This is a genomic window from Natronincola peptidivorans (assembly GCF_900111615.1).
Lineage (GTDB): Bacteria > Bacillota > Clostridia > Peptostreptococcales > Natronincolaceae > Natronincola_A > Natronincola_A peptidivorans.
The window spans coordinates 16,190-41,604 of the sequence record NZ_FOHU01000014.1 but is presented as its reverse complement, the minus strand read 5'-3'; the positions used below and the strand labels follow the sequence as shown (position 1 = coordinate 41,604).

Sequence of the window (25,415 nt, the reverse complement as noted above, 5' to 3'; positions counted from 1 at the left end):
ATAGTGCTGCACTAGATGGAAGTTTATGAAAGGGGGTGAGGAATTGGACAAAATAGAAATACCTAAAATTCAAACTAGATTAGAAGTTAAGAATGAAGTAGATAGTCAAGTAGCTGAATTATATCTATATGGCACTATCAGAAAAGCTTATTGGTGGGATGACGAAGATGATTGCATATCAGCTAAAGGTGTAAGAACAAAGCTTGAAGGGTTAAAAGGTAAAGGCATTAATGTTCATATAAACTCTGGTGGTGGTGATGTATTTGAGTCTATAGCAATATGTAATCTACTTAAGCAACATGATGGAGACATAAACGTTTATGTTGATGCTATGGCTGGTAGTGGAGCAAGTATAATTGCTACAGCAGGTAAGAATGTATATATGTTTTCTAACAGTATGCAGATGATTCATAAGGCCTGGACTATAGTTTTAGGTAATGCTGATGAGCTGAGAGAAGAAGCTAATAAGTTAGATAAAATTGATACTTCTGTTAAAGCCAGTTACATGAGTAAGTTTGCAGGGACTGAGGAAGAACTAGAAAAACTAATAGCAGATGAAACCTATTTAACTGCAGAGGAATGCCTAGCATTTGGATTATGCACTAAAATATTGGAAGAAGAAAAGGAAGAGGATCCACCAGAAAACAGTATCAAAGAAACATTGTTCAATAAGTACAACAAAAAAATATCAGTTGATAAAGAGAAAGTAGGTAATGAAAAACCTACTCTTTTTAATGCCTTTAAAAAACAAAATTCAGGAGGTAGTGAATAATGACGAAGAAAAATAAATTTTTTAAAAAAGGTATAGACTTACAATTATTTGCATCAAAAGGAATGGAAAATCTAGATTTAATAGTTAAAAGTGAATTAGAATTACAAGAAGAAATTAAAAATGCTATTGAAAGTGGAGATAGTGAAGCCTTTGCTAAGGTGCAAATTGAGCTTGCAAAAGGTATCGAGGCTAGAATATTGCAAGAAGCTAAGCAATCGATGAATGAAGATCTAAATGATCAAGCTGTAATGGTTAAAAGAGGATTAAATCCATTAACCACCGAGGAAAAAGCATACTACAATGAGGTTATTAGTGGGGCAGGATTTGCTGGAACTGAAAAATTGATGCCAGCCACAATATTTGATAGAGTATTTGAGGATCTAAGACAGAATCACCCATTACTTAGTGAGATTAACTTTGTAAATACCACAGCTACAACAGAATGGATTACTAGAAACAATGATGTAGAGGCTGCATGGTGGGGAATACTTACTGCTTCAATTACCAAAAAGCTAGAAATGGCATTCAAGAAAGAAAAAACAGAACTCTATAAGTTATCTGCATTTGTACCAGTGGCTAAGGCTATGTTAGATTTAGGGCCACAATGGTTAGATCGGTTTGTGAGAGAAATCTTATTTGAATCTCTAGCTATAGCTTTAGAACTTGCTATTGTTGCAGGTACGGGAAAAGATCAACCAATAGGCATGATAAAAAATTTAGTTGGTGCTGTTGTAGATGGAGTATATCCTGATAAAACAGCTGTAGTAATGACTGATTTAAAACCAGGCACCTTGGGAACAAAGATTATGGCACCATTAACAAAAGGTGGCAAAAGAGCAGTTTCAAGTGTGCTCTTGGTAGTAAATCCAATTACTTATTGGAAAAAAATATTCCCACAAACAACCTATTTAACAGCTGATAAAACTTATGTTTATGGAGTATTACCAATTCCAGCTAAAGTAGTTCAATCAGTAGCAGTTGTAGAAGATAAAATGATTGCTGGTATGGCTAAGGATTATTTCATGGGAGTTGGATCTACTCAAAAAGTAGAATACTCAGATCACTATAAGTTTTTGGAAGATGAAAGAACTTACATTGCTAAACAGTATGCAAATGGGAAGCCTTTAGACAATGAAGGTTTCTTAGTATTTGATATTTCTGATATGGAAGTTGAAATTCCAGAAGTATAGGAGGGTAAGTAATGAAAGCGAAGGTGTTAAAAACATTTAGAGATAAAACCACCAAAGTTCTATACACAAAAGGCAAGGAAATATCCATAAATGAAAAGCGGTATGAGGAAATAAACGCTACCGCTCTTGGTATTTTTCTTGAAAAAATGGTAGAGGAGCAAAAAAGATCAGAGGAGCCTAACAAAACAGAAAATGAAGTGGAAAAAGAAAAGCTAGAGGAGAAAGCGGGTACTAAGGATAAAAAGAAATCAGGAGGAGCAGAGGGAAAGAAAAAGAAGTCAGATGAGAAGTAGGTGAGTAGATGATACAAGAAATTAAAGACTATCTAAGAATTGATGATGATGCGGATATGGGTTTAGAGGGAATAATACAAAGAGGGAAAAAGTACCTGTCAAGACTGACAGGTACTACCCTTAATTTTGAAGAAGAAGATTTGCCTCAACAATTACTTTTTGATTATTGTAGATATACAATCAATAATTCCTTAGAATATTTCGAGACAAACTTTGCTACTGATATTTTAATGCTTCAATTACAGGAAGGTGTGAAGGCTTGTGAAAACGAAAGTGAAGCATAAACAACCTGTACTGGATAAGAGAATAGAAATATGGGGTAAAATCAAGGAAACAAATGAGCTTAATCAAACTGTATACAAAGATGATTCCATTAAAAAAGTATGGGCTAGCATAGTACCTCAAACTGGTAAGCTTATAAACACTCCTGGTGACACTAAATTTGCAAACGTAACACACAAAATTAAAATTAGGTATGCTGCTTTCCCAGAAATTTCTAGGGAAATGTGGCTTAAATATAAAGACAAGAGATTTGATATAAATTTTATTTTAAATCCATATGAAAGAAACGAATTTCATGAAATATTTGCAGAGCAGGTGTTGTGATGTTAACACTACAAGGAATAATGAAGGCTATAAATACAAAGTTAAAAAATAAATTCAATATAGAAATAAACGATAATGATGTAAAAAAAGGTTTTGATAGACCTTCTTTTTTTGTGAAGTTTGATAATCTGTCTAAGACTGATTATCAGTATATGTTTGAAAGAAGATTAACTGTTAGAATATATTTTTTTCCTACCAATCGCCATAAATATCAAATTGAAGTGCTAGAAGTTCAACAGGATATAGAAACTCTTTTCCATTTAGGGTTAAAAGTAGAAGAAAGATTTGTAAAAATAGTTGATGATATTCAATCAGAGGTAATAGATGGAGTTCTGATGATCACATTCGACTTATCATATTCAGATTCTTCATATGAAGAAGATGAGTACGAAAAAATGGAGGAGTTGAACTTAAATGCTGGATATTGAAGATGTAGGCATGGATGAATTTAGAGAAACTCTATCCTATTTTGAAAAAAACTTCCCTAGAGAATCAAAAAAAATGATGAATAGGGTGGGAACTAGAATAAGAGCAATAATAAAAAAGAAGGCAAATCAAGTTGTAGATAAGAAAACAGGTAATTATTACAAAAGCATAAAAAAAGGAAGGGTGTTCGAAAGCGGTTACAAGGAGTTAACTGTTCGTGTGTTTCCTTCTTATAAAATAGCTCCACATGCCCATCTAATTGAAAAAGGCCATAGAAACGTAGGAAAAGATGGAAGCGAAAATGGCTATACACCTGGAAAGTATATATTTGATAAAGCGGGAAGAGAAATAGATTCTCTGTACACCAAAATAGTAGAGAAGGAACTAGATAAGGCGTTTAAAAAATTATAAGGAGTTGATCCGAATGGGTTTACCTGAAATAGATATTAAATTTTCGACATTGGCGGTATCTGCTATCCAAAGAAGCCAGAGGGGCATTGTTGCCCTAATCTTAAGAGATAGCACACAGACAGAAAATTTATATGAGTATAGGACAGTAATAGACGTAGATCCTGCTGATTGGACAGAGGAAAATCTACAGTATATTAAGGATGTATTTTTAGGGGTACCTTCTAGGGTAATTGTTTTGAGGGGAGATACTACAGATCCCAATTACAATAATGAATTAAATATCCTCCAAAATAAGAGATGGAACTCGTTGGCTATTCCTAATATTGCTAGTAGCGATGCTTCAGATGTTGCTTCATGGCTTAAATCTATGAGGAGTATTAAGAAAACATTTAAGGCCGTCCTACCTAACCATACTGGGGACCATGAGGCTATAGTAAACTTCACTACAGAAGGTATCAAAGTAGGAGAAAACACCTATTCAGCGTCTCAGTATACTGCAAGAATTGCTGGTATATTAGCGGGGTTAGGTCTTGATAGATCTGCAACTTATTATGAGTTACCAGAGGTAGAGGACATTACAGAATCAGCTGATCCTAATCAAGATATTGATGATGGTAAGTTAATCCTCATCAAGCAAGATGATAAAGTAAAAATAGGACGTGCTGTAAACAGTCTAACTACCACTACAGTAGCTAAGTCTAAACTTTTCAAGAAAATTAAACTTGTAGAAGGAATGGATTTGATCCAGGAGGATATTTCTACAACCTTTAATAATGAGTATGTTGGAAAAGTAAATAACAGCTATGATAATCAAGTATTATTTATAACTGCTGTAAATGCGTATCTAAGAGGTCTGAGGGGTACAGTTTTAGATCCTTCACACGATAACCTTGTAGAAGTAGATATTGAAGTTCAAAGAGATGCATGGGAAGGTATAGGCACAGATACATCTGAATGGTCCGAACAAGATGTTAAAGAAAAATCCTTTGAATCCAATGTAATTCTAAGTGGAAACTTTAAATTCCTTGATGCCATGGAAGATTTAACTATGGCAATAAGATTAGTGTAAGGGGTGATATTGAATGTATGATGTTAAAAACACTATAAATGGTACCTTCGGAACCCTATGGGTTGACAATGAAATCTGGGCAGAAGTAGAAGCTTTTGAGGCTATCGTCAATATAGATTATGAAGATGTAAATATGGCAGGATCACTAGCAACACATAAAAAACAAATAGGCTGGAATGGTACTGGCAACTTAACGATTAAGAAAGTAAATAGTAGGGTGGCTAGAAAAATGGCAGAAGCTGTAAAGAGAGGTCAAGTGCCTAGAATGAAATTTGTAGGAAAACTAGCAGATCCTGATGCACTTGGATTTGAAAGAGTAGCTTTATATGACGTTACTTTTGATTCATTTACTTTACTGAAGTTTGAACAAAAAACAGTAATGACTCAAGAGACAGCATTTGCCTATAGCGATTATGATTTAATTGATGCAATTTAGGAGGATTAAATATGTCTAAGAAATTAACTATTAAAGAATTGTTAGCACAGAAAGAACAATTGAAGAACAAAAAAGCTAAAGTTGTTGATTTATATATTGAGTCACTAGATGCTGAAATAGCGGTAGTGACTCCTTCTACATCTATAATTTTAGAAGCACAAGCTGAAGGGGAAAGGGATGCTGTAAGAGCAGATACCTATTTAATATTCAATAGTGTAAAAGAGCCTAATCTGAAAGATGTAGAACTCCAGAAAGCATATGGTTGTGTAGAGCCTTTGGATATTGTAGAGAAAATATTTCTACCTGGAGAGATTTCATCCATTGCTTCGGAAATTATGAAATTAGCGGGATATGGTTCAGTTGTTTCAAGAGCAGGAAAAGAAGTAAAAAACTAATTAGTAGTGATGGAGAGTTATACTTTCTTCATCACTACATTCAAAGAGGCCACAGCTTAGAAAATTTACTGAAACTAGATTTGTTTGAAAAAGAGTTTATGAAACAAAGTATGATTCTATACCATGAGGAAGATGCAAAAAGGTGGGGTGGTAAATGAGTAAAGTAATTGAAAGACGTATGACACTAAGAGATCAAGTCACTCCAACAATGAGTAAAATTAATAAAAATACATTAACATATAAAAAACATACCCGAGATTTACGCAGAGATGGCCAGAGAACATGGTTTGGAATTAGAAGAGGTATGTTAGGGGTGGCTGCAGCTGGAGCGGCCCTTATTGGATCTGTTATGGCAATTAATAAAATGGAAGAAGCATACAAAGCGCAATCTCAAGCAGAAGTTAAGTTGCAGGCAGTATTTAAAGCAACAGGTAAGGCTACTAGCGAACAAGTAGAAGGTCTAAAAGATTATGCTAATACGATGCAGAAAGTAGGAGTTGTTGGTGATGAAGTTACTTTAGCAGGAATGCAACAATTATCTACATTTAACGTAACTTCCAACACTGTTGAAACCTTAACAGAAGGTATGTTAGATCTTGTTGCACAGCAAAAAGGACTAAATGCCACACAGCAAGATATGGTGAACATAGGTAATATGGTTGGTAAAGTAATGGATGGGCAGACAGGAGCTTTATCCAGGGTAGGGATTTCTTTTACAGATGCACAGGAACAGGTATTAAAATATGGTACAGAACAAGAAAAAGCTGCTACATTGGCACAAGTTCTTCAACAAAATGTTGGAGGGGTAAATGCTGCTCTAGCTGCAACAGATGAAGGTCAAATTGTACAGGTAAAGAATGCCATAGGTGATGTGCAAGAGGTTATGGGTGGTGTAGTAGTGAAAATTAAAGGGGAATTTGCAAGAGCTTTTAATGATCACTTACCTGCAATTGAAACAAAAATCAATGCTGTATCTTCTGCTATAAACAATTGGGTTGAAGGCGGTGGGATAACTAGGTTTATAGATACTTTGCAAACTGTACATCAAACAACTAAAGACCTATCACCTGTAATTGGAATTCTTGCAGCTGGGTTAGTTGCATACAAACTATATGCTTTAGCTGCTACAGTACAAACTTGGAGTTTGAATGCTGCAATGGCTGCTAATCCTGTAGGATTTGTTATTACTGCAATATTAGGTTTAATTACAGTCATAACTCTACTAAGAAAAAATAAAGACTTGTTACAACTTAAATTTATGGAAACCTGGAATGCTGCAGCTAGCTATACCGAAAGTGGTATGAATAAAATGATAGGTGGGGCAAATACAGTTATCAGTGCATTTGATTTCATGGGTAAAAGTATAAAATATTCTTTCCATTCAATGTGGAATGATGTTGTTGGAATGAGTGAAAATGCTGTATCAAAACTAGCTAAACCTCTTAATGCAGTACTTAGAGCTGTTGGTAAAGAAGAAATTAACGTTAATTTTTCAAGTGGAATGTCAAGTATGGAAAAACCTATGTGGGAAAAAACAGACTATATTGGAGAGATACAGGTTAAAAGATACTCTGATGATACTATAGCACAAATAGAGGAATCTAGAAGAAGAAAGCAACAACAACAGTCTAAGGACAATACTGAAGCTTTAGAAATGCTCGCCAATGCAATGGATGAAAACACAGGTGCAGTATCAGAAAACACAAGTGCACTAGGTAAATCTAGTAGTGATCTTACTGGTGAACAAATAGCTGACAAGTTGTTACCGAGATTGGAGCGTACTGTATATGGTTAAAGTATATTTGTCTATAAATAATAATGAGGAAGTTCTATTATTGCCAGTAACTCCGGCAGAATATGAAGTAAAAGAACCTTGGAATAATCAAGAAGTGGTTGGATTAAGGCAATCAATCAATTTAATACAAAACAAAGGATTAGCAACAATAGAAATAACTTCTTTTTTCCCTATAAGAGATTACCCTTTTATTCTTAATAGAGATATGTGGGGTATGGAATATGTAAATACAATTGAAAGATGGCGTAAAAGAAGAGTGCCAGTAAGGCTTGTTATAACAAAAGAAGATGAAACAGATATAAATATGCCGGTTACAATTGATGATTTTACTTATAAGACAGAGAAAGATGGGGATATATACTATACACTGCATTTGAAAGAGTTTACTTTTGTAAGGGTGGGATAGACATGTTTAGATTACAACTAGTTAAAAATGATGGATCTAAAACATATGACATAACCCCAATTGTAAATCAATTTTCATGGGACTCAACAATGTCATTAGTTTCTGTTATAGATTTTTCTATCATATGGAATGATGCCAGGTTTATCCCAACTAATCCAGTAGAGGTAGGAGATTTAATAATCATATACAAAGATGAGATTGAAGTTAATAGAGGGATAGTAGTTAAAAATAAACAAAGCGGTAGATCTCCAATTGAATATACAGCATATGATTATGCCTGGTACCTCGGCAAGTCTAAAAGCGTTTATCAGTTCAATAATTTAAGTGCAAGGCAAGCTATTTCAAAAATACTGAATGATTTTGGTCTACCAATAGGCAATATAACAGAAATGGCTACAATTATTAATAAAATCTATATTCAGAAATCACCTGCAGAGATAATACAAGATATTATTAAACAGCACGAAAGACAATCAGGAATTAAAATTTTTGCGGAAATGCGTTCAGGACAAATTTATATAGAAAAAATGAGAGATATGATTGTTCTAGGGAGATTTAGATTAGCTTCAAATGTAGCCCGCATCAATGTCCTGGATAATCCTATTGGTGCAGAAAGGACACAGTCAATTGAAGAAATGAGAAATAGAGTGAAAATTATTTTGTCAAAAAATGATAACTATCAAACAATTGCTCTAGAACAAGACACCCCTATGGTTTCTAAATATGGATTGTTAGAAGAAACTTTTAAAATAGATGAAGAAGATGCAGCAAAGGCCAGACAAGCTGCTAAAGTATTATTAAAAAGATTAAGTAGGATTCATGAGACTAACGCATTGAATTTGATGGGAGATGTATCTTTTAAAGCTGGAAGGCTATTTGATGTAGTAGAACCAATAACAGGTATGGAGGGGAGATTTATGATAACTAATTGCAAACATGAAGTTGCAAGTGGATTTCATACAATGAATTTAACTCTAACTCTGCCGGAGGATATAGCATGACAAGTATAGAAAAGTTAGGAAAAATGTTTAAGGAAAGAGATAATCAAGTTTATTTAGGGCCACAACTAGGGACTGTAATTGCATCACCGCCAAATATCAGGGTGAAGATTGGAGATAAAATCATACTGGAAAAAGACAGATTAGTTATAGCAGCACATGTACTATCAGGCTATAAAAGACAATTTCAAGGACAAAGCAGTGGATCAATAATAACTAAAACACCAAGTCCAGTAACATATAGTAGTTATACAGAACTTGAAAACTTAAGTAATACTGGAGAAATCACTTATACTGATACATTGAAAATTGGTGATGAAGTAATTTTAATGCCTAGTACTGACGAACAAAAATATTTTCTTATAGATAAGGCGGTGAGATTATAGTGCTGCCACAAATATCAAAACTAGAATTTAGAAATGAAAAAGTCATTGAATCCCCTGTAACTCATAAGACCTTTTTATGGGACTTTGAAACAGGGGATTTTAAACTTAAAGATGGTAAACTTGTAACTGTTGAGGGAGTAGAATATATAAAGATTTGGATCAGCAAGGTGCTGCGGACTGAATTTGGAACATTAATATATAAAAGCTATGGTTCTGAGCATCATGGTTTGATAGGAAAAGTGCTGGATAGAGATTTTATAAAATCTGAGTTACAGAGAACTATTAGGGAAGCTCTATTACAAAATAAGGCTATTATAAGTGTAACAAACTTTGAATTTCAACTAGAAGAAGCTCTATTAACTATCAAATTAAATGTTGCTACCATATATGGGAATACGGAGGTGGTGATAGTTGCCGAGTAGACAAGAAGTCTTACATGACATGTTCAATAATGTCTCTAATAATTATGATAAAAGAGAAGGTAGTTTTATTTATGATGCTTTAGCTCCTGCAGCAATTAAATTTGAAAAAGCTTATGAAGATTTAAATGATGTAGCTGATAAACTTGATATAGAAAATCTTAAAGGAGAAGAATTAGAAAGGTTTGTGTATCAGAGGACAGGTATTACTAGAAAACAAGCTACTTATTCTATTGGTAGAGTGTTAGTAAAAGGTAATGGTGTTTTTAGTCAAGCAGATCTATCTGAAACTGAAAGTGCTGTCCAATTTGAAGCAACCGAAACAGTAGAAATTAGTGGTGAAGGATATGTAAACATAAAATGTACTGTTGCTGGAAGCATAGGTAATGTACCAGCTAATCAAATTACGCTTATGCCTATAACCATTGAAGGAATAAATGAAGTTACAAACCCTGAGGCCACTACAGATGGTTTTGAAGCTGAAAGTGATACAGCATTATTACAAAGGTATTATGAGCGAAGAAGGACCCCAGCTACAAGCGGAAATAAAGCACATTATAAAAATTGGGCTAAAGAGGTACCAGGGGTTGGTGAAGCTAAAGTTTTACCGCTATGGAATGGCGACAATACAGTAAAGGTAATTATAATTAACGCTGAAAAGCAACCTGCAAGCATTGAGCTTGTTGAAACAGTACAAGAATATATAGACCCTAACGTTAGTGGGCTTGGTGAAGGAGAAGCTCCTATAGGTGCTTTTTGTACTGTTGAATCAGCTATAGGGAAAGAGATTAATATATCATTCACTGTTATCAAGGATCCTTCGGTATCAGATTCATATAGACAACAAAGTGTAGAAGAAAATATAACCAATCATCTTAAAGAAATAGCTTTTGCAGAAAATTATTTAAGTTATGCTATTGTTGGTAGTTTAATATTGCAGAGTGAAGGGATTGAAGACTATAGCAATCTAGTTATTAATGAAGGCACAGGTAATATATCCATAGCAGCTGATGAAGTAGCAATATTAGGGAGCGTGGTAATTAATGAATAATAAAATGATTACCTATCTCCCTATATTTATGCGGAAATCTAAGGTTTATAATGAAATATTTAATGCAGAAGAACATCAATTCCAGTACATTCAAACAGATATTGAAGATGTAAAAAAACAATTGGATATAGATACCGCAACATGGGGATTAGTCATATATGAGAAGGACCTTAAAATTGAAACAGATTTATCTAAGCCATTAGATGAGAGAAGATCGGTAATCAAGTCAAAGGAGAGAGGATCTGGAAAGATAGATGCTGCTTTAATACAGATAGTAGCGGAAGCTTATAGTAATGGCGAAGTTATAGTTAATTTTAATGGTACTATTATTGTTAAATTTATAGGCACTAGAGGAGTCCCCCCCAACTTAGATGATCTAGCTGCAGAGATTGAAAATATAAAGCCAGCTCATTTATCTTTTGAGTTTGAATTTACTTATCTAACCTGGAATGAATTCGATAATTACAATAAAACATGGAATCAATGGGATGAATTAAATCTTACCTGGGATGAATTAGAAACATATAGAGAGGTGATGTAGTATGCCAAGTGAAAATAAAACACCTAATATAGAATTAAATCAATGGCAGGGAAATGAACATCCCAAAAGAGAGGATTTTGTTGAGGATAATTCAAAAATTGATGCTGCAATCAAAGAAACAAATAATAAACGTGTGACTCATGAGGCTGAAACTATGCCTCATAGTTTCATTGGTAGTGATGGTAAAACATATAGATGGGGATTGGGACAACAAGGTGGACTTTATGGATTCTTATATGAAGAGGTGGTGGAATAATGGCAAATTTTTTACCTATTGCGGATAAATTGACTTTAGATGAGATTAAGACACATTTAACAAATAATCTAAATACAACTGTTTCTAGTAGAGCCGACCAAACAACAGTAAATGCTATTAAGACAAAAACTGATTTAGTTGGGGTTGCAAACCCTACTGCTAATACTACCACAGTTATGGGATATTTGAGAAGGAATTATGATGCAATTACTACTGGTGGTGGGATTAAGTTAGTTCAAAGAGGGACAACATCGGTTGCTGGTGTAAGTCAGGTAGATGTTACTTTATCGACAGTAGTTGTTTCAAAAACATTTTGTGTATTATTAACATGGCAAAATGCTGATTATAGTTCTAGTTCGGGGTTTTACATTCAATTATTAAACAGTAATACATTAAGGGTTTCAAAAACTGTTATGAACGCTGTTAATGTAACTTGGGAAGTTGTAGAATTTAGTTAAAAGGAGGATGAAAAAAATGAAAAATATCATACAATTAAATGACTATAATATTGTTACAACGGTTGCACAAGTTGGAGACGATGTTGTATTAAGTGATAGAGTTATAGAAATTGGTAATGAAGTTGAAGATGTTTTAGGAAAAATGTATAGAGGTGGAGATATTGGTTTTACTGAATTAGATTATATTGAAATAATACAAAAAGAAAATAATATTATTTCCTTTTCTATGTTTGATTATGAAGATAAAATTGTTGTATTTAATGATGAAATAATTATAAAAATAAATCAAGAAATATTTACCTATACAATGGAAAATGGAATACTTGAAATTGAAATAGAAAATACAACAGGCGAACCAATAATTATAGAAACTATGAATGAGAACGTTAGAAATGAGGTGCTTGTAATTGAGTAAAGCAATAGCAAAAAAAGAAGGAAAGAAAATTATTATAAGTAAGTCACCTCAACAAATAGAAAAAGAAATCAGAGAAGAAAGAATTAATGAGAACAAAACTAAACAAAGTGAAGTAATCATTGACGATGTTTTTCAATATCTGAATGATACTAATAGTAGATTAGAAGAAATGTATGACTTAATTAAGTCATACAAGGATATTAATGTAACTTAAAACATTTTAGTACCTGCGATTCATGAATTATTTTAATCTAAGTTATTATCTTTACAACCGTCAGGATTAGACCTAATGATACGTTTTTTATTTTTATTCATGACATGATAACCTGGATAATCATCAATATTATCTGCAACATATCCTCGATTCACTACTTCATTAGTTTCAGTATCTAAAAATTTTTGATTTAAGCCAGTTGGACTTTCTTTAATAACTTTTAATCGGGGTTCTTTTTTGCTAGGCAATTTACCACCTCAATTAGTATCGCAGGTACTAATTATGTTATTTCGTTAGTTGGCATACAAAACCTTTAACAAAATATCGCAATAATCGACAAACACCTTGGGGTGTTTTTTATTTTAAATGAAAGTAGGTGTCTATATGGTATGTGAAAGACATGTAGAAGTAACAGATTCGTTAAAAAATCATGAAACTAGGATAGCTGCATTAGAAAGATGCACTGACGTGGAAAAAGAACGCACTGATATGATATTTAAGATACTCAATGAAATCAAAGATAGTATAGGGAAGATAGCAACTAAAATAGAAGAGATCGAGTCAAGGCCCAACAAGCTTTTATGGGGTGCTATGGGAGCTGTACTAGGTGCCATTATCATGTCAGGTATTAAATATTTATAAGTTAGGGGGCTAAAGTATGAGAAGGCAAAGGAAAAGAAGTATTTGGACAGACCCAGAAGGGTTTTCTATTATTGATATGCTAGCTCTATCCTTTTCTATTACTTACCTCTGCTTAGTAGTGTTAGCCGTATGGAAAAGCTCTGAAGTAGCTATACAGATTCAAGGGCAAATGAATATTCCAATGGGTACCATCATAGGTGGGTACTTTGGGGATCAAATCATACAACATTTTTCTAATAGTAGAGTAAATCAAAATAAATCTACTAGAAACACTTACGATGATAACATGTACCCTTAGGAGGTGAGATATAACATGTATGAAATAGAGCAAAGACTAATACCACCAGGACAGGGAATAAGAGCTCCTAAAAAGTATATGGACCTTACACCTATGGGGGCTTGTTGGCATTGGACAGCTAATATTAGAGCTACTGCAGGAGTGGAAAATCATTTAAGCTATTGGTTACGTGCACAATATGGAACGCAATATATAGTAGACAGTACAAAAATAGCCCAAGCCGTACCTGATACAGAAGTACAATGGCACGCTGGACCAGGAAGTGCTTACACTAATTATATTAAAAATAAATATCCTAGAGGAGCTAATCTAAGTCTTATAGGTATAGAGCTATGTGTTAATTCTGATGGAGATTGGAATGAAACTTACAAGAGAGCTGTATGGCTAGGTGTGCAGCTGTGCAAGAAGTACAACTGGGATCCTTACAAAAACTTTGAAAGGCACTTTGATTGCACAGGTAAAGACTGCCCAAGGATGATGACTCGGTTTGTAGCTGGCGGAGAAACTGCTTGGAAAAAGTTCTTAGATGATGTATATGAAGGGCTAGTAGAGGAGGCAGAGGAAATGGCTAAGTTTGTATTACAGAGTTGGATGCGTAATGGAGGACAAAAGGCTGTAGATGAGTTAGCTAAACAAGGCATGTTAAATACCCCTGAAATGTGGAGAACAGATGAAGCGTTATCTGATGTAAATAGACAGTATCTGTTTTGGATGATGATTGAGAAGCTATCTACAAGAGTCAAAGAATTAGAAAGGAAGGTTAAATAGATGGATAGAGAATTAATAATGCTATTTTTAGATTTTGGAGTGAAAGCTGTAGTCATGCTAGTAATTGCCTTAGCTGGTTATTTTCTAAGAAAGTACAATATGGAACGCTGGGCAGTTAAAGCAGTAATGGCAGCTGAACAAATATGGCAACATATCCCTGGATCAGGTGAAGAAAAAAAAGCTTATGTGAAAGACTTTCTAAGTGAAAAATTCAAGTACTTTGGACTCACTAAAAAAGAGGTTGAAACATTAATTGAATCTGTTGTTAAAGAGATAAAAGATAATAAACTACCTCTGCAAGGCATAAGGCTGGATTAATTTCCAGCCTTTTTTATTTTTTTAAAAATAATCATAGTTGATAAAAAAATATAAATACGAAAAACACTTGACAAAAATGGAACAAATATGTAAAATAATTAAGAAGACATTCCACAAGAGAGGTGTAAATAATGATAATGTATAAAACCCCAAAGGATTTAATAAAAAAAGAGTTAAGTTTATCAGCAAGAAATCAATTATATCCAATAATCCAAATGGGAGATTTGGTTTATCGAGATATAATAAGTGGTCAAGAACAACTATTTTCATCAAAGGTTTTTGCACCATTGTTATCTAGGATTAGAACTAGTGCTATACATTGTCAACTTGATTTAAACATGGTGCCAACAAATTTCCCATTTAAATGCCAAATGAAAAAAGTTAACCAATTTAAACTCTATATCCCGGAATTAACTATTGGTAATCTAATTTTACATATTGCACCAGCTTACGATAGGGATAGTCTTCCTTCATTTGCTAAGTATAAACAAAATTATTCGAATTACAATACATTTGATGAAAAACAAATTGTTTTTGACTATCAAGAGGACCCTTTTGGTATCCAAAGTATTAAAGACGATATATATTATGGGATTGTTACATTTGGAGGTAAATATAATTTGGAATTTGTAAACTTAATAATTCCAGCTCCTGGTTTTAGAAGTATACTATACCAAGTTAGCCTGAAATCAGAATTAAAATTAATTAAGATTGATACAGAAAGTACAGAGGTAAAAAGACGACGATTAGAGATAAGAGAACATGTACAAGAAGAAATAGACAGAAAAGAAAAAGTAGGTGAAAAGGATGGCACTGAATAGTCATAATATAATCCCAGCGAGAATTAAAGAAGCAAGAGAATCAAGAGGGTTGTCAATGGCTGAATTATCAGATCTGATTGAAGTCACAAGTCAAGCAATCTCTCAATATGAAAAAGGAATAATTAAGCCTTCAGTATTTACTCTAAAACAACTAAGCAATACTTTAAGATTTCCTTTTAGTTTTTTTTATAAGCCTAAAAGAGAAAAATCTTGTGATAACAGTCCTGTTTTCTTTAGAGCTGTGAAAAGCACACCAAAAAAGTTTAGAAATGCATATAGTTATTATATTGAATGGGCAGATGAAATATATAACTATTTAAATCAATATATTAAGTTTCCAGAGGTAAGTTTACCAGATGTAAGCAGTTATATTAATGGTGAATCGCTTGATTTCGAGACTATTGAAGAGATAGCTCTAAAAGTAAGAAAATATTGGGAACTCGGGGATGAGCCTATAAATAATTTAGTGGAATTGCTAGAAGACAAAGGTATCATCTTATGTAGAATAAAGTTTAAGAATAAGAAAATTGATGCATTCTCGCAATGGTTTAATGGTAAACCATATATATTTCTTGGGAGTGAAAAAGGTTCAGCTGTAAGGTCTAGATTTGATGCTGCACATGAATTAGGACATCTTCTATTACACCCACATCTCAAAATAGATGATGTATATAGAAAAGATGTTTCAGATAGAATCGAAGCCGAAGCTCACTATTTTGCAGGAGCATTGCTAATGCCCATTACTTCCTTTCCGAAAGAAGTAATTCATAATTCAATTGATTATTTACTAATGCTCAAAGAAAAATGGAAAACATCAGTAAGTGCTATGATTATGAGATCTAAACAACTAAATTTATTTAGTGAAAATCAAATAAATTATTTAAATAGACAGATGACTACAAGGCAAATGTGGAGACGTGAACCATTAGATGATATAATTGAACCAGAAGAGCCTAAATTGTTGAATGAAGCTGTCGATTTAGTATTAAAAAATAAAGTAATAACTTCAGATCAATTTTTAAACGACATATCTTTATTTCAAAATGAAATAATAAATATTTGTTGTTTATCAGATGACATATTTGATCCGCCTAAAAAAGAGCATAAAATTGAATTAAAAGTTATAAAGTAAACTATATTTTAACATTTAAAGATAGAGTAGTTATTGCTCTATCTTTTTTTATTTGGTATGCTCTTAATATATAACATCATGGCACAGAAGAGTAAGGACTACAGTCAAGCATCTCAATAAAAGCTTATACAAATGGAATTATAACTATCTCACAACTAACAAAAAAGCCATGAATACCTTAAAAACAATACTAAAAATTCTCAAAGAGATAATAATATTATTATTAGAAAAGACTGTCCCTATACAAATGGACAGTCTTTTATTTATACTCAATAATTGAAAATGCAACATAATCTATAAAACTACTTTTTTCCCGGGAAATATTAGAGGCATTATGCAAAAAGCTGTCGAATTGCATAGATTACTAGGTGTCAATTTTATTTTTTAATGTTTGAATGTTTTTTGAAATAGATGATATGGCATTATTTAATTGTTGAAGCTCATTAGATAGCCCTGTATCCTTCAAACGACCGTTGTTATCATCCACCATTAACATTTCAAGGGCAGACAGATATTCCTTGGATTTATCAACATTTCTTTCAAGCTCATTCAACTGACTTGTAATATTACTCTTATCCTGTATATTATCCATATGACTCCTCCTTTACATAATCTTAAGTTATAGTTCATATATATTTTTACCTTACAAAAAAATATCATGCAAAATAAAAACAAAAAATAGAAAATTATAATTGTATATAGCTATTATTAGTCATATACATAGATAATATAAAGAATACAAATGGTAAACATTCTGTTTTGTAATTAGTAATAGAATAAGGAAATAAAAGTAGGAGGAGTTATGAGTGAAGTTAATCATCATCAAGAAGAAGTGGATACTTATGGCTCTATTGATTCTGATAGCTATAGGTGTTTTTGCATCATGCTTCCATCATTATAGGTATAGAAGCATAACCACCTTAATGCCTAGCCTGACAAAAGTAATCGTAATAGACCCAGGACATGGAGGCATTGACCCTGGTGCAGTAAGCAAAAATGGAGTGATGGAAAAAAATATCAATCTAGCAATCGCTCATCATCTAAGAGAATATCTCCAGCAAAGTGGAGCAGTTGTAATAATGACAAGAACAGAGGACGTTGGTTTATATAGTGATGGAGGTACCATAAGACAAAAGAAAAATGAAGATCTTAGAAAAAGAAAGGAAATTGTAAAAAATAGCAAAGCAGATATTTTTATCACTATACATCTCAACAGCTTTCAACAAACACAATATTATGGAGCTCAAACCTTCTATCCAAAAGATAATCCAGCGGGTAAGCCATTAGCAATAAAAATACAAGAAGCATTCATTGATGCCCTAGATAAAAACAACAAAAGAGTTGCTTTAGCAAAGAATGATGTATATTTAATAAAAGGATTAGATATTCCCACTGTATTAGTAGAATGTGGGTTTTTATCTAATCCTCAAGAAGAAAAATTATTACAAAAATCAGATTATCAAAAAAAAGTTGCGTGGGCTATTTATATAGGAATACAAAATTATTTTTCCTATAGCCCCTAGATAGCAAAAACTAAATGGTCTTACCTGGAATAATCATATCAATAATCCCTATAACAAGTGCACCTATGATTGCTCCAAATAATGTAACCGTCATAGCAGGAACAACAAACTGACTTATGTAAATAACCACTGCTGCTATAATAAACCCTACAATACCTCTGCCAAAAGGAGAAGCATCAATTTTGAAGACCCTTTCTACTAAATAATTAACAATAGAAATCACTAAAGCTGCAAAAACAACACCCCATAAACCTTCGATTCTAAAACCAGGGGTTACAAAAGCGGCCACTGCGATTACAATAGCAGAGATGACAAATCTTATAATTAGTTTGCCCCAACTGGGTGAATCCTGGGTACGATTAGGGTTTCTTTCTTCTGACATAATAAAACCTCCATTTCTTATAATAGATTCTAAACATTGAGGAAAAACCTCAAGCGAATAGCAAATAGTCATATCTATAAGAAAGACCATGTACTAATAGTAGCATTTGTAATAAATTAAGGTTTTATTCATTGAAAGGTAGAGATAAACACAAAAAACAACTTAAAAGGAAGGAGATAAAATGAAAAAAAGGAATAAATCCTTTGTTATTTTTATTCCCAAAAAAATTATATTATATTTTGTACTAACCATAAGCACAATCATCTTAATAGCTATAGGCTTTAATTCTACTAAAGAAAGCTCTGTTAATCCAAATAAAACAACCACAGTGATAAACAGACTATTAGAAAAGGAGACTGTAGAGCCTATAGGGAAAGTAGCCATTATTATCGACGATTTTGGCAATTTTGGAAATGGAACAAAGGAAATGATAGCCATAGATAAACCATTAACCTGTGCTGTTATTCCCTTTCTGCCTTACTCAAAGCACGATGCAGAGCTAGCACACCAAGGAGGGCATGAAGTCATTATACATATCCCTATGGAGCCTCATGTAGGCAATCCAAAATGGCTTGGAGAAAAAGGTATTACTACCAATCTATCCTCAGAAAGCATTATGCTTATTATCAAGGAAGCTATTGAGGAAGTTCCTTATGCCGTTGGGGCAAACAACCATATGGGATCCAAAGCAACAGAGGATAAAAGAATCATGGAGGCAATTATTACTATATTAAAAGAAAATAACATGTATATAGTAGACAGCAAAACAAGTATGAACTCAGTGGTAAAGGAGCTTGCAGAAATGTATGAAGTGGACGTCTTTGAAAGAGCCATATTTTTAGATAATGAAAAAAATATTCCGGCAATAAAAAAACAACTAAAACACTTAGGAGAGATAGCAATAAAGAATGGCACTGCCATAGCCATAGGCCATGTAGGACCAGAGGGAGGAGAAATAACAGCCATAGCTATAAAGGAAATGATTCCTGTATTAGAGAAGATGGGTATTGAAATTGTTCCGGTTAGTCACTTAAGATAGGGACAGGGGACGGTTCTTTGTCCCGCATATAATCATTTTAGCAAGGTAGAGCTTACTGAGAGATAAAAAACTATCTTTTCAGCAGCTCTTTTTTATGAATTTATAACATGATAATCATCACAAAATAACGTGATATAGGTCACAGTAGATGAAGACCGTCTAGTATATAATAATACTTGTAAAAAACAACTTGAAGGGAGAATTATCATGTTTGGACTATTTAAAAATAATAATGAAGAAGTAACCAAGGCAGGAAAAGAAAACAATCCAATGTTTTGCTATCAATGTGAGCAAACACCAGAGGGTGGATGCACAAAATTTGGTGTGTGTGGAAAAAATCCAGATATAGCAAGCTTACAAGATATTATTATATTTGGCTTAAAGGGAGTTGCTGCCTATGCAACCCATGCTAGAGAGCTAGGGTTGGTAGACCCTGAAGTGGATGCTATTGCTCATGAAGCTTTATATACTACATTAACGAATTCTAATTTTAATCTAAATGAACATATAGGTATGGCCATGAAGGTAGGGGAAGCCACAGTCAAAGTGATGGATTTATTAGATAGAGCGCATACCTCTAGATTAGGAATACCACAGCCTGTAACGGTTTCTCAAGATAAAGTAGAAGGTCATGCAATATTAGTAACAGGACATAATTTATATGCACTAGAGGAATTGTTAAAACAAACAGAGGGTAAAGGCATCAATGTGTATACCCATTCAGAAATGCTGCCAGCCCATGGTTATCCAGAACTTAAAAAATATTCTCATTTAAAAGGCAATGTTGGAAAAGCATGGTATGATCAAAGAAAACTATTTGAAGAATTCCCTGGTGCTATCTTAGGAACAACCAATTGTTTAATGCCGATTAAAGGAAGCTACTCAGATAGATTCTGGAGCTATGGTACCTGTGGTTTAGAAGGAACAGAGAAAATCCTAAATAATGACTTTACTCCATTGATTGAGAAGGCTTTAGCCTTACCAAAGGCAAATCTGCAATCAGATAAGGTTTTAACAACAGGTTTCCATCACAACACAGTATTATCGATTGCACCAGAAATCATTGATGCAGTAAAAACAGGAAAGATTAAACGATTCTTTGTAATCGCTGGCTGCGACGCTCCTACTAAAGGTAGAGATTACTATAGAGAATTAGCCGATACATTACCAAAAGAATGTGTTATTCTAACAACCTCTTGTGGTAAGTTCAGATTTAATGATATAGATTTCGGTACTGTGCCAGGTACAGACATACCAAGATATATTGATCTAGGACAGTGTAACAACTCTGGTTCAGCGGCAAAAATAGCTATAGCACTAGCAGAAGCTTTTGACTGCACAGTAAATGATCTACCATTGACAATTGTATTATCATGGTTTGAGCAAAAAGCTGTAGCGATATTATTAGGCTTATTCAGCTTAGGTGTAAAAAATATCTATATAGGGCCAAGTGCACCTGCCTTTGTAACACCAGGAGTACTAAAGGTACTACAAGATACCTTTAACCTGCAGCTAATAAGTGGAGATGCAAAAACTGATTTACAGCAAATGATGTAATTCAAAATAGCAAAGTTACAAGGTTGAAAAACGTCTATTTTCCTTACCATTAGGATAATAGGCGTTTTTTCCTTAATAAATATTGTCCTATCAAATCTTCATAAGAAAAGTCATATGAATAGACACTAATCTTAGCAAGCAAACTATACAGTATAATAGTGATGAACAACAGAAATCAGTATAAGGATTGAGAGGAGAATACAGATGAAGGTAGCAATTATGGGAGCTGGGCTATCTGGACTTGCATGCGGCATCATACTAGAACAAAACGGCATTCATCCTACTATTGTTGAAAATCGTAGAGATGTAGATGACAGATTTGTCAATGGTGAGATATTTTTAAATGCATTAAGTGCACCTATCAATGACTCTATTGCGTACTTTGCAGAAAACTATAATATCTACCTTCAACCAGTGGGCAATATCAAAGAATTGATTATTTATTCAGAGAATGAAAAAGCAAGTATTAAAGGAGACCTAGGATTTAATGTAATCCGTGGCAGGAGAAATGATTCCTTATGCCATCAGATGAAAAAACAATTAAAAAGTAAGATTATTTATAATGCTGAGCATACCTATGAAGAGCTGTTAAAAGAATATACTCACATTGTTCTAGCAACTGGAGATGGAGCCTATAGCGAGAGGCTGGGAAACTATAAGAGAGATCTAACAGTCTCCTTGAAAGGAGCAATTGTGGAGGGCAGATTTGATCCATATACCACTATAGCATGGCTGGACAACACATTTGCCCCTATGGGCTATAGCTATCTGATTCCAATGTCAAATACAGAAGCTAACATTGTCATAGCATATCCTGATTATCCACAAAATAACCAACTAGATATCAATCTTTTGTTCGAGAGGTTTTTTCAGAGGGTACAAGATAATCTACAGCAAACTCTGAAAATTGTTGATGATTTTCAGATTACTAATTATATCATAGGGAGCTGTGATAAACCGAGAATTGGAAACACCTTCTTTGTAGGTAATTGCTTTGGATCTATCATGCCGTTTTTAGGCTTTGGACAGCATACTGCCATTCTATCTGGTGTTTATGCTGCATATGATTTATGTGGGAAGGGTACCTATGAAGAACTCATCAAAACACTGGATCATAGCTATAAAAATTCATTAGCCCTAAGAAGAAGTATGGAAAAGTTAAACAATCAAAAATTTGATGTACTTGTAAAAAGCTTAAATGGTTCTGTTGGGAAAATACTATTAGATTACAATAAGATTGATTATCTAAAAATCATCGGTAATCTACTAAAGCCAATTATAAGTGTTACAGGCAATGATCAAACCCATAATAATTTGCCATAAAGAGCTTCCTCCCCAAAACATAAAAAAATAGCTAATAAAACTTATATTACATCCATAAAATGATAATGTAAGTTTTTTCCTATTTTTCTTAATTTCTATAAAGAATTCTGATATAATGAGATAGGAAAGAAAGCACTGGCTTCAGTAAGCGGGGACAAAGGGAATCTGCTGAAGAGAGTTCTCTACTTGCTTGGTAAAGTCGTACTTAGCTTAAAGTTTGCAGGTAGAGGATTTATTCTCTAAGGGTATCGTCAAGATAATAAGCTATAATAATTTCATGAGCGTTAACTTAAGCCATAATTTGGCATACTGAGCAGAGGAAAGCGGAGTCGAAGGATCCTAGAATTAAGAAAATCTTCATTGTTCCAAGATCCTTAGCTATGCTCAGGATGACAATTGACAAGGGGAATTTAGAAATAGTTGGGTTAGGTTAATGCCTATGATAATGATTTAAAAAGGGAGGAATCAAGTTGGATAGTGTGAAATCGCAGGGAATAAAACCTGTATCCTCGAAAGAAAGAATGATAGAACTAGATATAATAAGAGGATTTGCTTTATTTGGAGTACTTTTAGTAAATATAGTGATGTTCAATACTACGCTTTTTTCTAAGGTGGCTACAACTGCACCATTGTCTGATCCATTACAATTACAAACTTTTTCTGATAAAATATCCGCCTTATTTATACAAATCTTTGCTGAAGGAAAGTTTTATACGATTTTTTCTTTTCTATTTGGGTTGGGTTTCTATGTATTTATGGAAAGAGTGGAAATGAAAGAACTTCCCCCAAACAAATTGTTTAGACGCCGGCTATTATTTTTATTTTTATTTGGAATTTTACACTTTAGTCTTGTATGGTATGGGGATATATTACATGTCTATGGTTTTGTTGGTTTATTTCTAATGCTTTTTAGAAAACGCAGCCTAAAAACAATAAAAATCTGGATTGTTATTTTACTGGTTTTATCAACACTGATTTTCTCTGGCTTCACATTTTTAAATGAATGGTTTACTGCATCCCTTGATGGAGAAAGTCTCATTGCTCAGGAAAAGGCCCTCAATGATTTAATGGAAAAATCAATAGAAGTTTACAAGAACGGTAATTTCTTGCAAGTAGTAAATTATAGACTAACACAAGAGTTGCCTTTTGTAGCCATGAATCTAGTTTTCCTAATACCTAAAATATTGGGGATGTTTTTAATCGGTCTCTATGCAGGAAAAAAAGGAGTATTCAAAGATGTAACAGGCAACCTAGATTTAATCAAAAAAACATGGAGGGCTGGAGGAATAATTGGGGGAGGAGCAACGATTCTTTATGTACTACTACAATTAAATCAGACAACGATAAATCCATTCATGTATGCTTCTGCTGTAACAGCGCTAAAGGAAATGGCGACAGTCTTGCTCTCTCTATTTTATATTACTAGCCTATTACTACTTTTGAGGAAAGAAAAATATAACAGTATTCTGCACCCTCTCAGATATATGGGTCAATTAGCTTTAACCAATTATCTAGTACAATGCATTCTATGCTCTTTGATTTTCTATGGCTATGGACTAGGGCTGTTAAATGAAGCAGGAGTAGCTACTGGGGTATTAATTACCTTCGTGATATATGGAGGACAGCTAGTATTTAGTAAAAAATGGTTGGAGAAATTTAGATATGGTCCATTTGAATGGATTTGGAGAAGGCTTACCTATGGTAGCTCTTTATAAAGAAAACTAGTAATAAACCTACAACTATTTTTGCTTCAGAATATGATACAATGCTTATAGTAATTAGACAGAAGGGATTGATAGATTTGAAGAAAAAAGCAGCCTTATTTATAAAGGATTATGTGGTGCCTATTCTTATAGCATTAGTAATTGTTAACATCGTAGGAATAAGCTTTGTAGTAGGAGAATCGATGCAGCCAACCCTTGAGAATAGAGATGTATTAGTGATTGATAAAATAACGCCTAAATTCGCCAGTATAGATTATGGAGATATAGTGATTTTTAAATCCAGCTTAGAGAGAAATACTTTTTCTAATAAAATTTTAGTAAAAAGAGTAATAGGTATTCCAGGCGATATAGTAGAAATAAGAAATGGCAATGTTTTTGTAAACAATACCTTTTTAGAAGAAGAATACATTGATAACAGTTTTACAGCAGGTGAGTTGATTATATATATCCCAGAGAATAAAGTCTTTGTTCTAGGAGATAATCGTAATCATAGTGAAGATAGTCGTAGTAGTGTAATTGGCTTAGTTGATAAAAAGGATATTATTGGTAAAGCTATACTAAGGGTATTTCCTACAACAGATTTTGAGTTATTAAATACTACCCTATGATGCAGTAAACACCACCATAGACAATTGAAAATCTTCAAACCTCCAAAAATCAGCACCTCAGTGTATGCATTGCATAGACCAAAGTGCTGTTTTTTGTTTCTGAAGCAATTCCTAGATAATAAATCTCATGGCGCCTCTGAAACGACTTTCCCATCGACCAGTTAAGGGGGTTTTTGAAAACCCTACAATAGGACGTGTATGGAGAAACTCTTTAGCATTCATCATGATACCAGTGTGGGTGATAACCTTGCGATTAATAGCAAAATACACTAGATCCAATGGTTGCAATTCATGGATACCAACCTCCATACCTCCTAAACCCTGAATCCCTTTTACCAATCTATCGGGGTCCTTTCTATACCAATTCCTTTCTATCCTCATGCCGTCATCGTCAGGAAGATGAATTCCAAACTCTTTATAAAAGAGGATAACGAAGCCTAAACAATCTACTCCACCTGCAAGGGAACGTCCATTATGAACAAATGGTACATTTGTATACTTATCAATTAAACCCTCTATCTCTTTTTCTAATAAAGCTGCATTCATGTTATAGCACCTCCCTAAAATAGGAAACTAACCAATTACAGTCTATTGGTGATACTAGTTTATGAGGAGTGAATAAAACAGTGATAATTATTTATAATTATCTATAATACAAAAACATTCATAAAGAAAGAATGTTTTTTAATGAATAAGTCATGGAAGGTACGAATATTTATAAAACCCCTGCATATATAAAAATA

The 25,415-nt window shown here is 33.5% G+C and carries 37 protein-coding genes; 33 read left to right on the top strand and 4 right to left on the bottom strand.

Annotated elements, in window-relative coordinates:
• Positions 1 to 43: 43 nt before the first annotated feature.
• The 21 genes from BMX10_RS13395 to BMX10_RS13295 all read left to right on the top strand — a co-directional run bounded on the left by BMX10_RS13395 (position 44) and on the right by BMX10_RS13295 (position 12,537).
• Positions 44 to 772, top strand: coding sequence for a head maturation protease, ClpP-related (locus BMX10_RS13395; protein WP_090445428.1), 729 nt, complete (start codon positions 44 to 46; stop codon positions 770 to 772).
• Complete coding sequence (locus BMX10_RS13390) at positions 772 to 1,962, top strand: phage major capsid protein (protein WP_244272723.1); 1,191 nt, start codon at positions 772 to 774, stop codon at positions 1,960 to 1,962. Before BMX10_RS13395 ends, BMX10_RS13390 begins: the two co-directional genes overlap by 1 nt.
• 11 nt (positions 1,963 to 1,973) lie before the next feature.
• On the top strand, positions 1,974 to 2,255 hold the full coding sequence (locus BMX10_RS13385; protein WP_090445223.1) for a hypothetical protein: 282 nt from the start codon (positions 1,974 to 1,976) through the stop codon (positions 2,253 to 2,255).
• A gap of 8 nt (positions 2,256 to 2,263) precedes the next feature.
• Positions 2,264 to 2,539: a head-tail connector protein gene (locus BMX10_RS13380; RefSeq protein ID WP_090445221.1), complete on the top strand. Its 276-nt coding sequence runs from the start codon at positions 2,264 to 2,266 to the stop codon at positions 2,537 to 2,539.
• Positions 2,517 to 2,861, top strand: coding sequence for a phage head closure protein (locus tag BMX10_RS13375; protein ID WP_090445218.1), 345 nt, complete (start codon positions 2,517 to 2,519; stop codon positions 2,859 to 2,861). Before BMX10_RS13380 ends, BMX10_RS13375 begins: the two co-directional genes overlap by 23 nt.
• On the top strand, positions 2,861 to 3,289 hold the full coding sequence (locus BMX10_RS13370; RefSeq protein ID WP_090445214.1) for a phage tail terminator family protein: 429 nt from the start codon (positions 2,861 to 2,863) through the stop codon (positions 3,287 to 3,289). Before BMX10_RS13375 ends, BMX10_RS13370 begins: the two co-directional genes overlap by 1 nt.
• Positions 3,276 to 3,698 carry an HK97 gp10 family phage protein gene (locus BMX10_RS13365; RefSeq protein WP_090445212.1) on the top strand — a complete coding sequence of 141 codons (423 nt, stop codon included), beginning with the start codon at positions 3,276 to 3,278 and terminating at the stop codon, positions 3,696 to 3,698. The genes BMX10_RS13370 and BMX10_RS13365 overlap by 14 nt, the downstream gene beginning before the upstream one ends.
• Positions 3,699 to 3,711: 13 nt before the next feature.
• Positions 3,712 to 4,767, top strand: coding sequence for a phage tail sheath C-terminal domain-containing protein (locus BMX10_RS13360; RefSeq protein WP_090445210.1), 1,056 nt, complete (start codon positions 3,712 to 3,714; stop codon positions 4,765 to 4,767).
• A 13-nt stretch (positions 4,768 to 4,780) separates the two neighbouring features.
• On the top strand, positions 4,781 to 5,203 hold the full coding sequence (locus BMX10_RS13355) for a phage tail tube protein (protein WP_090445206.1): 423 nt from the start codon (positions 4,781 to 4,783) through the stop codon (positions 5,201 to 5,203).
• A gap of 11 nt (positions 5,204 to 5,214) precedes the next feature.
• Positions 5,215 to 5,598, top strand: a complete 384-nt coding sequence (locus BMX10_RS13350; protein WP_090445203.1) for a phage tail assembly chaperone — start codon at positions 5,215 to 5,217, stop codon at positions 5,596 to 5,598.
• A 154-nt stretch (positions 5,599 to 5,752) separates the two neighbouring features.
• A complete protein-coding gene (locus BMX10_RS13345; RefSeq protein ID WP_090445200.1) occupies positions 5,753 to 7,393 on the top strand; it encodes a phage tail tape measure protein in 1,641 nt (546 codons plus the stop codon).
• A complete protein-coding gene (locus BMX10_RS13340) occupies positions 7,386 to 7,799 on the top strand; it encodes a hypothetical protein (protein ID WP_090445197.1) in 414 nt (137 codons plus the stop codon). Before BMX10_RS13345 ends, BMX10_RS13340 begins: the two co-directional genes overlap by 8 nt.
• A 2-nt stretch (positions 7,800 to 7,801) precedes the next feature.
• A complete protein-coding gene (locus tag BMX10_RS13335) occupies positions 7,802 to 8,800 on the top strand; it encodes an XkdQ/YqbQ family protein (protein WP_090445194.1) in 999 nt (332 codons plus the stop codon).
• Positions 8,797 to 9,183, top strand: coding sequence for a DUF2577 domain-containing protein (locus BMX10_RS13330; protein WP_090445190.1), 387 nt, complete (start codon positions 8,797 to 8,799; stop codon positions 9,181 to 9,183). Before BMX10_RS13335 ends, BMX10_RS13330 begins: the two co-directional genes overlap by 4 nt.
• A complete protein-coding gene (locus BMX10_RS13325; protein ID WP_170834823.1) occupies positions 9,183 to 9,605 on the top strand; it encodes a DUF2634 domain-containing protein in 423 nt (140 codons plus the stop codon). Before BMX10_RS13330 ends, BMX10_RS13325 begins: the two co-directional genes overlap by 1 nt.
• Complete coding sequence (locus BMX10_RS13320; protein ID WP_244272722.1) at positions 9,595 to 10,653, top strand: baseplate J/gp47 family protein; 1,059 nt, start codon at positions 9,595 to 9,597, stop codon at positions 10,651 to 10,653. The genes BMX10_RS13325 and BMX10_RS13320 overlap by 11 nt, the downstream gene beginning before the upstream one ends.
• Complete coding sequence (locus BMX10_RS13315) at positions 10,646 to 11,194, top strand: YmfQ family protein (protein WP_090445184.1); 549 nt, start codon at positions 10,646 to 10,648, stop codon at positions 11,192 to 11,194. The genes BMX10_RS13320 and BMX10_RS13315 overlap by 8 nt, the downstream gene beginning before the upstream one ends.
• 1 nt (position 11,195) lies before the next feature.
• Positions 11,196 to 11,450, top strand: coding sequence for a hypothetical protein (locus BMX10_RS13310; protein ID WP_090445181.1), 255 nt, complete (start codon positions 11,196 to 11,198; stop codon positions 11,448 to 11,450).
• A complete protein-coding gene (locus BMX10_RS13305; protein WP_090445179.1) occupies positions 11,450 to 11,908 on the top strand; it encodes a hypothetical protein in 459 nt (152 codons plus the stop codon). Before BMX10_RS13310 ends, BMX10_RS13305 begins: the two co-directional genes overlap by 1 nt.
• Before the next feature lie 16 nt (positions 11,909 to 11,924).
• Entirely contained in the window at positions 11,925 to 12,323 is a 399-nt protein-coding gene (locus BMX10_RS13300; protein WP_090445176.1) for a hypothetical protein, read from the top strand.
• A complete protein-coding gene (locus BMX10_RS13295) occupies positions 12,316 to 12,537 on the top strand; it encodes a hypothetical protein (protein ID WP_090445173.1) in 222 nt (73 codons plus the stop codon). Before BMX10_RS13300 ends, BMX10_RS13295 begins: the two co-directional genes overlap by 8 nt.
• A 32-nt stretch (positions 12,538 to 12,569) precedes the next feature.
• Here BMX10_RS13295 and BMX10_RS13290 read toward each other — a convergent pair whose 3' ends face one another.
• Positions 12,570 to 12,785, bottom strand: coding sequence for a hypothetical protein (locus tag BMX10_RS13290; protein ID WP_090445170.1), 216 nt, complete (start codon positions 12,783 to 12,785; stop codon positions 12,570 to 12,572).
• Positions 12,786 to 12,921: 136 nt separating this feature from the next.
• On the opposite strand from BMX10_RS13290, the gene BMX10_RS13285 reads away from it, so the two are divergent.
• The 6 genes from BMX10_RS13285 to BMX10_RS13260 all read left to right on the top strand — a co-directional run bounded on the left by BMX10_RS13285 (position 12,922) and on the right by BMX10_RS13260 (position 16,516).
• The gene (locus tag BMX10_RS13285; RefSeq protein ID WP_170834822.1) at positions 12,922 to 13,179 is read left to right on the top strand and encodes a hypothetical protein; all 258 of its coding nucleotides are present in this window, start codon (positions 12,922 to 12,924) and stop codon (positions 13,177 to 13,179) included.
• Between the two features lie 16 nt (positions 13,180 to 13,195).
• Complete coding sequence (locus BMX10_RS13280; RefSeq protein ID WP_090445164.1) at positions 13,196 to 13,477, top strand: hypothetical protein; 282 nt, start codon at positions 13,196 to 13,198, stop codon at positions 13,475 to 13,477.
• A 15-nt stretch (positions 13,478 to 13,492) separates the two neighbouring features.
• Positions 13,493 to 14,245 carry a peptidoglycan recognition protein family protein gene (locus tag BMX10_RS13275; protein WP_090445161.1) on the top strand — a complete coding sequence of 251 codons (753 nt, stop codon included), beginning with the start codon at positions 13,493 to 13,495 and terminating at the stop codon, positions 14,243 to 14,245.
• A complete protein-coding gene (locus BMX10_RS13270) occupies positions 14,246 to 14,563 on the top strand; it encodes a phage holin, LLH family (RefSeq protein ID WP_090445158.1) in 318 nt (105 codons plus the stop codon).
• A gap of 131 nt (positions 14,564 to 14,694) precedes the next feature.
• Positions 14,695 to 15,384 (top strand): hypothetical protein, encoded by a 690-nt coding sequence (locus BMX10_RS13265; protein WP_090445155.1) that lies wholly within the window; start codon positions 14,695 to 14,697, stop codon positions 15,382 to 15,384.
• A complete protein-coding gene (locus BMX10_RS13260) occupies positions 15,371 to 16,516 on the top strand; it encodes a helix-turn-helix domain-containing protein (RefSeq protein ID WP_090445152.1) in 1,146 nt (381 codons plus the stop codon). The genes BMX10_RS13265 and BMX10_RS13260 overlap by 14 nt, the downstream gene beginning before the upstream one ends.
• A gap of 364 nt (positions 16,517 to 16,880) precedes the next feature.
• Here the strand turns inward: BMX10_RS13260 and BMX10_RS13255 are convergent, their stop codons facing one another.
• Positions 16,881 to 17,108, bottom strand: coding sequence for a hypothetical protein (locus tag BMX10_RS13255; protein WP_090445149.1), 228 nt, complete (start codon positions 17,106 to 17,108; stop codon positions 16,881 to 16,883).
• Positions 17,109 to 17,322: 214 nt separating this feature from the next.
• Here BMX10_RS13255 and cwlD point away from each other — a divergent pair, with 214 nt between their 5' ends.
• Positions 17,323 to 18,039 carry an N-acetylmuramoyl-L-alanine amidase CwlD gene (cwlD, locus tag BMX10_RS13250; RefSeq protein ID WP_090445146.1) on the top strand — a complete coding sequence of 239 codons (717 nt, stop codon included), beginning with the start codon at positions 17,323 to 17,325 and terminating at the stop codon, positions 18,037 to 18,039.
• A gap of 10 nt (positions 18,040 to 18,049) precedes the next feature.
• On the opposite strand, the gene BMX10_RS13245 is transcribed toward cwlD, so the two are convergent.
• Positions 18,050 to 18,421 (bottom strand): phage holin family protein, encoded by a 372-nt coding sequence (locus BMX10_RS13245; protein WP_090445143.1) that lies wholly within the window; start codon positions 18,419 to 18,421, stop codon positions 18,050 to 18,052.
• A 181-nt stretch (positions 18,422 to 18,602) separates the two neighbouring features.
• Here BMX10_RS13245 and BMX10_RS13240 point away from each other — a divergent pair, with 181 nt between their 5' ends.
• The 5 genes from BMX10_RS13240 to lepB all read left to right on the top strand — a co-directional run bounded on the left by BMX10_RS13240 (position 18,603) and on the right by lepB (position 24,672).
• Positions 18,603 to 19,460 (top strand): divergent polysaccharide deacetylase family protein, encoded by an 858-nt coding sequence (locus BMX10_RS13240; protein ID WP_090445140.1) that lies wholly within the window; start codon positions 18,603 to 18,605, stop codon positions 19,458 to 19,460.
• A gap of 207 nt (positions 19,461 to 19,667) precedes the next feature.
• Positions 19,668 to 21,017: a hydroxylamine reductase gene (hcp, locus tag BMX10_RS13235; RefSeq protein ID WP_090445137.1), complete on the top strand. Its 1,350-nt coding sequence runs from the start codon at positions 19,668 to 19,670 to the stop codon at positions 21,015 to 21,017.
• A 204-nt stretch (positions 21,018 to 21,221) separates the two neighbouring features.
• Positions 21,222 to 22,340, top strand: a complete 1,119-nt coding sequence (locus BMX10_RS13230; protein WP_090445134.1) for an NAD(P)/FAD-dependent oxidoreductase — start codon at positions 21,222 to 21,224, stop codon at positions 22,338 to 22,340.
• Between the two features lie 479 nt (positions 22,341 to 22,819).
• Positions 22,820 to 24,055: a DUF418 domain-containing protein gene (locus tag BMX10_RS13225; RefSeq protein WP_244272725.1), complete on the top strand. Its 1,236-nt coding sequence runs from the start codon at positions 22,820 to 22,822 to the stop codon at positions 24,053 to 24,055.
• A gap of 86 nt (positions 24,056 to 24,141) precedes the next feature.
• Positions 24,142 to 24,672, top strand: a complete 531-nt coding sequence (lepB, locus tag BMX10_RS13220) for a signal peptidase I (protein WP_170834821.1) — start codon at positions 24,142 to 24,144, stop codon at positions 24,670 to 24,672.
• Positions 24,673 to 24,783: 111 nt separating this feature from the next.
• On the opposite strand, the gene BMX10_RS13215 is transcribed toward lepB, so the two are convergent.
• A complete protein-coding gene (locus BMX10_RS13215; protein ID WP_090445125.1) occupies positions 24,784 to 25,218 on the bottom strand; it encodes a C40 family peptidase in 435 nt (144 codons plus the stop codon).
• Positions 25,219 to 25,415: the final 197 nt, after the last annotated feature.